6 protein-coding genes are annotated in these 6887 nt (G+C 50.3%); all 6 read right to left on the bottom strand.

The window, feature by feature from the left end; all coding sequences use genetic code 11:
• Window positions 1-26: 26 nt before the first annotated feature.
• The 6 genes from HMPREF2955_RS11360 to HMPREF2955_RS11330 all read right to left on the bottom strand — a co-directional run bounded on the left by HMPREF2955_RS11360 (window position 27) and on the right by HMPREF2955_RS11330 (window position 6418).
• Window positions 27-725 (bottom strand): NigD1/NigD2 family lipoprotein, encoded by a 699-nt coding sequence (locus tag HMPREF2955_RS11360; RefSeq protein ID WP_246830135.1) that lies wholly within the window; start codon window positions 723-725, stop codon window positions 27-29.
• Window positions 722-1876, bottom strand: coding sequence for a 1-acyl-sn-glycerol-3-phosphate acyltransferase (locus HMPREF2955_RS11355; protein WP_070723592.1), 1155 nt, complete (start codon window positions 1874-1876; stop codon window positions 722-724). The genes HMPREF2955_RS11360 and HMPREF2955_RS11355 overlap by 4 nt, the downstream gene beginning before the upstream one ends.
• A 165-nt stretch (window positions 1877-2041) precedes the next feature.
• On the bottom strand, window positions 2042-3043 hold the full coding sequence (locus HMPREF2955_RS11350; RefSeq protein WP_070723591.1) for a D-alanine--D-alanine ligase: 1002 nt from the start codon (window positions 3041-3043) through the stop codon (window positions 2042-2044).
• 233 nt (window positions 3044-3276) lie between these two features.
• Window positions 3277-4326 (bottom strand): RluA family pseudouridine synthase, encoded by a 1050-nt coding sequence (locus HMPREF2955_RS11345; protein ID WP_070723590.1) that lies wholly within the window; start codon window positions 4324-4326, stop codon window positions 3277-3279.
• 47 nt (window positions 4327-4373) lie between these two features.
• Window positions 4374-5060, bottom strand: coding sequence for a PASTA domain-containing protein (locus tag HMPREF2955_RS11340; RefSeq protein ID WP_009231273.1), 687 nt, complete (start codon window positions 5058-5060; stop codon window positions 4374-4376).
• A gap of 884 nt (window positions 5061-5944) precedes the next feature.
• Window positions 5945-6418: an arginine repressor gene (locus HMPREF2955_RS11330; protein WP_009231274.1), complete on the bottom strand. Its 474-nt coding sequence runs from the start codon at window positions 6416-6418 to the stop codon at window positions 5945-5947.
• Between the last annotated feature and the right edge of the window lie 469 nt (window positions 6419-6887).

Genomic DNA, 6887 nt, shown 5'->3' with positions numbered 1-6887 from the left:
CCTTAACTCCTTAACTCCATAACTCCTTAACTACCTCCCCTTTCCACCGTTATCAGCCTTTGATAATCCTGCACCCGAAACACGAAACGGGTGTTGGCAGGAAGTTTTTTGATGGGTACACTGATGTACACACGTTGCGAATAATACTGCGGAACACCATTCTGACTATGCGCAAGGTGCATATATAAGATGTGTTCGCCAGCTGCGGTAGTAACAAACGAGTCGCGAACAACCCCTATTCGCTGCCTTCTGGCGGGCTCGTCTGTTCGTCCCACCTTCAAGGCAAAGCCTATGTTGAAGTACTTTCTGTTCTTACTAACCCATGCACTCTCGAACGTTACGGGGTCGGTGGGCCACGTCGTACTGTCGGAAAGCGTAACAACAGGAATGGGAACGATACTTCGGGGGTTGATGTTTGCCCCGCGTTGGTCGTAATAATACAACACGCGATAAACGCTATCTGCCTTTGCAAAGGCCTTGTTTGATGTGTTAGGCGGAAACCGAAGGGTGTCTCCATCATCCGTTACGGCAAAAGCAAGCTTGGCATTGGCCGTGGTGTGAGCCTCGGCAAAGTGGGCTTTCAGGTACGAATTGCTACCATCGCCCGTGTCGTAGCTATCGTTTTCGCAAGCCGAAAGGGTGGTTAACGCAATAAGAGCCACCGCGAAAGCCCCACCTAGGAACAAGCGTGCGAGTGGCGATATGACTTTACGAGCGTTCATCATACGGAGCGTTGGTTAATCAAGGGGTTGGCATACATCTCAAGCATACGCTGCCGCAAGAACGTTTCATCCTTCTGCGGAAGGGTTATCTTAGCCATCTGACCCTCCAAATACTTCTCGAACGTGGCCTGCTCTTCGGCTGTAAAGGCGTTGTCTGCACCCTTTTCGCCCGTAAGTAGATACAGCGCAACGCGGTTTCCGGGGTAAATACGATAGTTACGATAAATCTCTTGGTCGATGTGTTGGGCCACAGCAGCAAACAAGTCGCCTTTGGGCATGTCGCGATCCAACGTAGAGAGGAAACCGTCAATGCACGGTGCGCAATGGTAATGAATAGCCCCCTTGTAACCAACAATACCCGTTTGCATGCTCAGCACATCGTCTTGTGCACTCTTCTTAAAGTCGGGCGTATCGCGTTTCTGCTGCATTTCTTTGGCTTTAAGGAAGTCGCAGGGGTCGTACTCGTACGAAATGGCCAGCGGCACAATGTGCAAGTCGGCCAATCGGTCAACGATGTCGCCCTCGCCGCCAATGGCCATCATCTTCAAAACGGCCTCTTGGGTGCGGTCGTTAGAATCTTTCGCACGCCCTTCGCGTTGTGCAATCCACACGTTCTCGTTCTTCTCGTTGATGGCGTAGTGCATATACTCCGACAAAAGCTTGCTGGAGGCCAGCATTTGCCGAATAGGCAGGTTGCGTTCTACGATGAACGACTTGTTTACGCGCACCAAATCCTTTACCCAAGGCAAGGAAAGTAGGTTGTCGCCAATGGCAATTTCGCATGTGGTAGAGAATCCGTTGTCGATAAGAAACTTGGCCAAGAAAGCCGAATCGAGCACGATGTCGCGGTGATTACTTACAAAGGTGTAGCGGCGTTGGCTGTCGATGGCCGTACTATCCATGTCTGCCCCACTGCTTGCTTTGGCCAAAAGGTTTGCCAAAAAGGGGTAGGCAAAGGTCTTTTGCACTTCAATACTGGTTTTACAAGCCCGCAGTTGTTGCGCGAAAAGCGAGAAAGGCAGCTGCGGAAAGATGTAAGTTATCACAGACTCGAACTGCTTATCGGCCAAAAGTCGGTCGAAAGCGGCGGGCAACTCTTCGGCATCAAAGGGCCGAATGGTTGCGAATTTCTCTAGATAGTTATTGGATTGCATGTTATGTAGATGATAAGATGACAGCCTCTATCCCCTTTGTATGAAAGTAGCTAAAAGCGATTCGCATCGCTGCCTAGCCTTTTTCTTGATACAAAACTAAACACATTGAGTGGGAATCGAGGCTGTCGAGTTATACTTTTTTTGGCGCGTTAGCACGGCAAGGGGTTAGAATTGGTTCTCCACAATGTCGCTCAACACGTCTTTCATTTCCATTCCAGCGGCGCGCACTTGCTGCGGAATAAAGCTTGTGGGCGTCATTCCAGGCGTGGTGTTCACCTCAATGAGGTTTATCTTATCCGTCCCGTCGGGCTCCTTGGTTAAGATATAGTCGATGCGGATAATGCCGTTGCAGCCTAGCAGTTCGTAGATGCGAGCCGTTTCCTCGGCCACCCTGCGTGCCGTTTCCTCGGCGATACGTGCAGGCGTAATCTCTTCCACCTGTCCGTTATACTTCGCATCGTAGTCGAAAAACTCGTTATGGCTCACCACTTCGGTGGCAGGCAGCACCTTTGTTTCGCCTTTTACGCGATAGCATCCCACAGAAATCTCGGTGCCATCGAGGAACGATTCAATCACGGCCGCATCGTCTTCCATCAATGCTTTGCGCAATGCAGGAGCCAATTGGTCTACGTTCTTCACCTTCGACACGCCGAAACTAGACCCGTCGGCAGCCGGTTTCACAAAGCAGGGCATACCCAATTGCTCTTCTACGGCTCGTTCGTCGATGCCATACTCTTGGCCGCGGCGCACCAGCATGCTCTTGGCCACGTTCACGCCAAAGCCACGCAGGTAGTTGTTTAGCACGTACTTGTCGAATGTTAACGCCTCAACCAACACGCCGCTAGTGGAGTAAGGCATGTCGATAAGCTCGAAATAGCCTTGCATGATGCCGTTTTCGCCCGGCGTTCCGTGAATGGTGATGTAGGCATAATCAAAGAACACGTGCGTGCCTTCGTGCTCAAAGGAGAAGTTGTTCTTGTCGATAGTGGCCTTTTCGCCGTTACCGAGGTCCACTTTCCAATTCATTCTTTCGATGTCTACGATGTAGACGTTGTACTTGTCTTTATCGAAAAACGAGTACAAACCTCGTGCTGAACGTAGCGACACTTCGTGTTCAGACGAGTTGCCACCGCATACGATAGCAATATTTCTCTTCAAATCTTTCATATCCTTATATATCTTTTCTTCTTTAAGTTCAGTTGACGAGGGTAACGAGTTGACCAGTTAACGGGTTGACAAGCTTACCAGTTGACGAGTTAACGAGTTTGCGAGTTGACAAGTTTACCAGTTGACAAGTTTACCAGTTGATGAGGCTGGTGGGCGAAGCCATTTTTTCACCTTTTCACCCTTTCACCTTTATAAGCCTTTTCACCTTTATAAGCCCTTTCACATCGTCTTAGTCAAACAGCCAATCCCTTGATGTAGTTGCGCCATTTGTCCAACAACTGTTCCATATCCTGTGGCAAGGGCGAGGTAAAGTCCATTTGTTCGCCCGTTGTGGGATGAACAAAGCCCAACGTTCGGGCGTGCAAAGCCTGCCGAGGGCACAGCTTAAAGCAGTTTTGTATGTAGGCCTTATAGGTAGACGAACGTTCGCCGCGCAATATCTCGGTGCCGCCATAGCGTTCGTCTCCAAACATCGGGTGACCGATATGTTTCATGTGTGCCCTTATTTGGTGCGTGCGACCCGTTTCGAGGATACACTCCACGAAGGTGACATAGCCGAAACGTTCCAGCACGCGATAGTGGGTTACGGCCGGCTTACCCGTTTCGCTATCGGGCGCAAACACCGCCATACGCAATCTGTCGCGCGGGTCGCGCCCGATGTTTCCCTCTATACGCCCTTCGTCTTCGGCGAAGTTGGCCCACACCAAGGCGTTGTAACTGCGGTGAGTGGTTTTGTTGAAGAACTGCAACCCCAGCTTTCGCTTGGCCTCGGGTGTCTTCGCCACCACCAAAAGTCCGCTTGTATCCTTATCAATGCGGTGAACCAGCCCCACTTCGGGGTCGTTGGCATCGAACGAAGGCATGTTGCGCAGGTGCCAAGCTACGGCGTTGATTAGCGTTCCGTGGAAGTTTCCCGCACCGGGATGCACCACCATGCCCGCCGGCTTGTTGACAACCATCAGCGCATCGTCTTCGTACACCACATCGAGCGGAATGTCTTCGGCCTCGATGGTCGTGTCGTGGTGGGGTCGGTCCAGCATCAGCGTAATCACATCGCCCGGCCTTACCTTGTAATTGCTCTTCACGGGGCGTTCGTTTACGTGTACGAAACCCGCGTCGGCGGCCTTTTGTATGCGGTTACGACTGGAATGTTGCAACCTTTCTGTCATAAATCGGTCGATACGCACAGGCACTTGTCCCTTATCCACCACTATGCGCAGGTGTTCGTACAGTTGCCCCGTGTCGTCGTCCTGTTCTTCTATCTCCTCTATATAGTCGGTCATGCGTTGTTGTTGTTGAAGTGTGCCTCTCGGCCTGTCCCAGTGGCGGCTTAGTTGCCCCGTTGCGGCGTTTCGGCAGGCGTAACCACGTCGAACTCGTCCACGTCGCCCTCGCCTTCCTGGTCCTCTTGTTGGTTTTTATAGTTGGGTTCCACATAGTCGATGGTCGTATCCGTTTCCGAACGCGAGCCATTCCCCACCTGCAACACCACCACAGCATCTACGGGTATCTTGTCGCCAGCCACCACATGCCGTCCGTTCACCGTAGCGCCGTACACCCATTCGCGTTCGCCCACGATGAATTGCGGTTCGCCCACCCTGAAACCCATCGCCCTAAGCTTGGCCATTGCCTCGCGCATCGAGCTGTTGTCTACGATGTCGGGCATGGTAATGGTGGGTGTGTTACCCGAGTTTACGATTACATAGACCACATGGCCCGTCTTAACGCAGTCGCCGGGCTGTGGCGATTGCTCCAAGATGCAATCCGCGGGCAGCGTCCGCACATATCCCGTATCGGTAACTTCGATAAGCAACCCCACGTTGGCCAGCATCTGTTTGGCATCGGCGAACGACTTATGTTTGATGTCGGGTATGGGTATGGCCTCGCCATGATGGGTGTAGATGTCGATACCGAACTTAGCGCCCACCACAAGTAGAACCACCACAGCCGCCATAGCCGCGAGATTTAACCAGATATACTTGCTTGTTAGTTTGCCGAAAAAATCTGATGACTTCATTTTTTATGCTATACTTAAAGGCAAAGGTAGTGCAAATAGCACAAAACACAAAGAAAAAGACAAAAAAAAGACGACTGCTACATCCTCATGCCACAGTCGCCCCACAAATTTAAGAGAGTTTTTTATCAACGAGAGTCTGTTCTCGCTAATCATGAATAGATTGAAATATGATGTTCGCTGCCCTTTCGCAAGGGGCTTACACCGCCTCTTCCCTATCCTAATAAAATGAATTGATTTCACAGAAACGATGTGGAAGAGTTCGGCTACGCACTTCGTAACCGGCTGCAAAGTTAACCAAAAAATGTGAATTTTGCAAATAAAACCAGTCTTTTGCGCAAATTTTGAAGACACAGAGGCCATTTAGCACTTGACATGCGCGCACCAAAATTCGCACAAAAGGGGCAAACGAAACGTGCACCAACACGTGTTTCGGCCATGTGTTGGTGAAGTTTGTACGGCCCCTGTGCCACCAAGGGCACATCACAAGGGGCAATGCGCAAAAGGCGGTTGCGCCTTGCACGTACGAAGTTTCGCGTTTAAAAGGCAGCTTGCAACAGCCGCCATGCAGGTAAAGCCGCACACGCCAACATCCGCATGGCGGTGAGCGCGCTTACATGGCAGGCATCCGAAAGTGGGGAGCTACAAGGTAGAAATCCGCAGATGGGCTGCCAATGCCGGCGCACTGGCTCCGCAAACAGCACATTGGCTCCACCCAATAACGTGTCGATTCCGTATTAAAAGCAACGCCCATACGTCCGCCTTCGCCCTGTTTTCCTACCCCGCCTGGTGCGGCACACGACCTTACGGCCCTGCTGTCCGCATGGCATCGTGTCTGTTTCCGTCGATTAGATTAATGGCTATTACTTAATGAAGCACAAACCCACCTACATCCGCGAAATAACATCTTGCATTCTCCGTGTCATCTCGTCTGGGTCGAAGGGCTCTTTAAAGGCAATAAAGATGGTGTCGTTTCCAGATATGGTGCCCAATATCTCTGCAATCCCGCCATTGTCGATGTTGTAGGCGATAGAGCTGGCATAGCCCGGACGGGTTTTCATCACGCCCATGTTTCCCGAAAAGGCGATAGATTGAAAGCCCGAAACCTTCATCATCTCGCGTGCCATGCGCGGGGTGGGTATGCGCTTGTACATCGTTTCGTTAGGCAGCACATAGGTGTACCTGCCATTAATGCTGGCGGCTTTGGCCACTTTCAGCTGTTTTAAGTCACGGCTGAGCGTAGCTTGCGTGATGTTGAAACCCTCTTGGGAAAGTGCTTTCAATAGGTCTTCTTGACAGCCTATCTCCTGACTGGAGATGAGCAGTTTCAACGTTTCGAGTCGGTTGTTTTTCTCTTTCATTTCTGCATCTAATTCAAGTTAAAAAAAGCGGTTACAAAACCAAGCGCGCAACAGCAACGCCTAACACGCGCCGTGTTAATAAAAATACCTTGTTCTGCAAAGGTATGTAATAAAACGACAACTTGCAAGAAAAACGTATTATTTTGTTGAAAATTCCGTTCATTTGCCCTATGTTCCTTATGTTCTTATGTCAAAAAACACCTCTATTTGTGGCGAAACACGAAAAGAATTGAGGAGTTAAGGAGTTAAGGAGTTAGGGAGTTAAGCCAAATGCCTTGTTGCAGAAGGGCTAACTAATTGAGGAGTTAAGGAGTTAGGGAGTTAAGGAGTTAAGCCAAATGCCTTGTTGCAGAAGGGCTAACTAATTGAGGAGTTAAGGAGTTAAGCCAAATGCTTTATTGTAGAAGGGCTAACTAATTGAGGAGTTAAGAAGTTAAGGAGTTAAGGAGTTAAGCCAAATGCCTTGTTG

Source organism: Prevotella sp. HMSC073D09, assembly GCF_001814145.1.
GTDB lineage: Bacteria > Bacteroidota > Bacteroidia > Bacteroidales > Bacteroidaceae > Prevotella > Prevotella conceptionensis.
The sequence above is the reverse complement of the archived record's forward strand: the minus strand, read 5'-3'. Positions and strand labels throughout refer to the sequence as shown.

What these genes read in the sequence shown, in the direction of transcription:
- HMPREF2955_RS11360 (WP_246830135.1), bottom strand. Translation starts at nt 725, where the DNA reads ATGATGAACGCTCGTAAAGTCATATCGCCACTCGCACGCTTGTTCCTA.
- HMPREF2955_RS11355 (WP_070723592.1), bottom strand. Translation starts at nt 1,876, where the DNA reads ATGCAATCCAATAACTATCTAGAGAAATTCGCAACCATTCGGCCCTTT.
- HMPREF2955_RS11350 (WP_070723591.1), bottom strand. Translation starts at nt 3,043, where the DNA reads ATGAAAGATTTGAAGAGAAATATTGCTATCGTATGCGGTGGCAACTCG.
- HMPREF2955_RS11345 (WP_070723590.1), bottom strand. Translation starts at nt 4,326, where the DNA reads ATGACCGACTATATAGAGGAGATAGAAGAACAGGACGACGACACGGGG.
- HMPREF2955_RS11340 (WP_009231273.1), bottom strand. Translation starts at nt 5,060, where the DNA reads ATGAAGTCATCAGATTTTTTCGGCAAACTAACAAGCAAGTATATCTGG.
- HMPREF2955_RS11330 (WP_009231274.1), bottom strand. Translation starts at nt 6,418, where the DNA reads ATGAAAGAGAAAAACAACCGACTCGAAACGTTGAAACTGCTCATCTCC.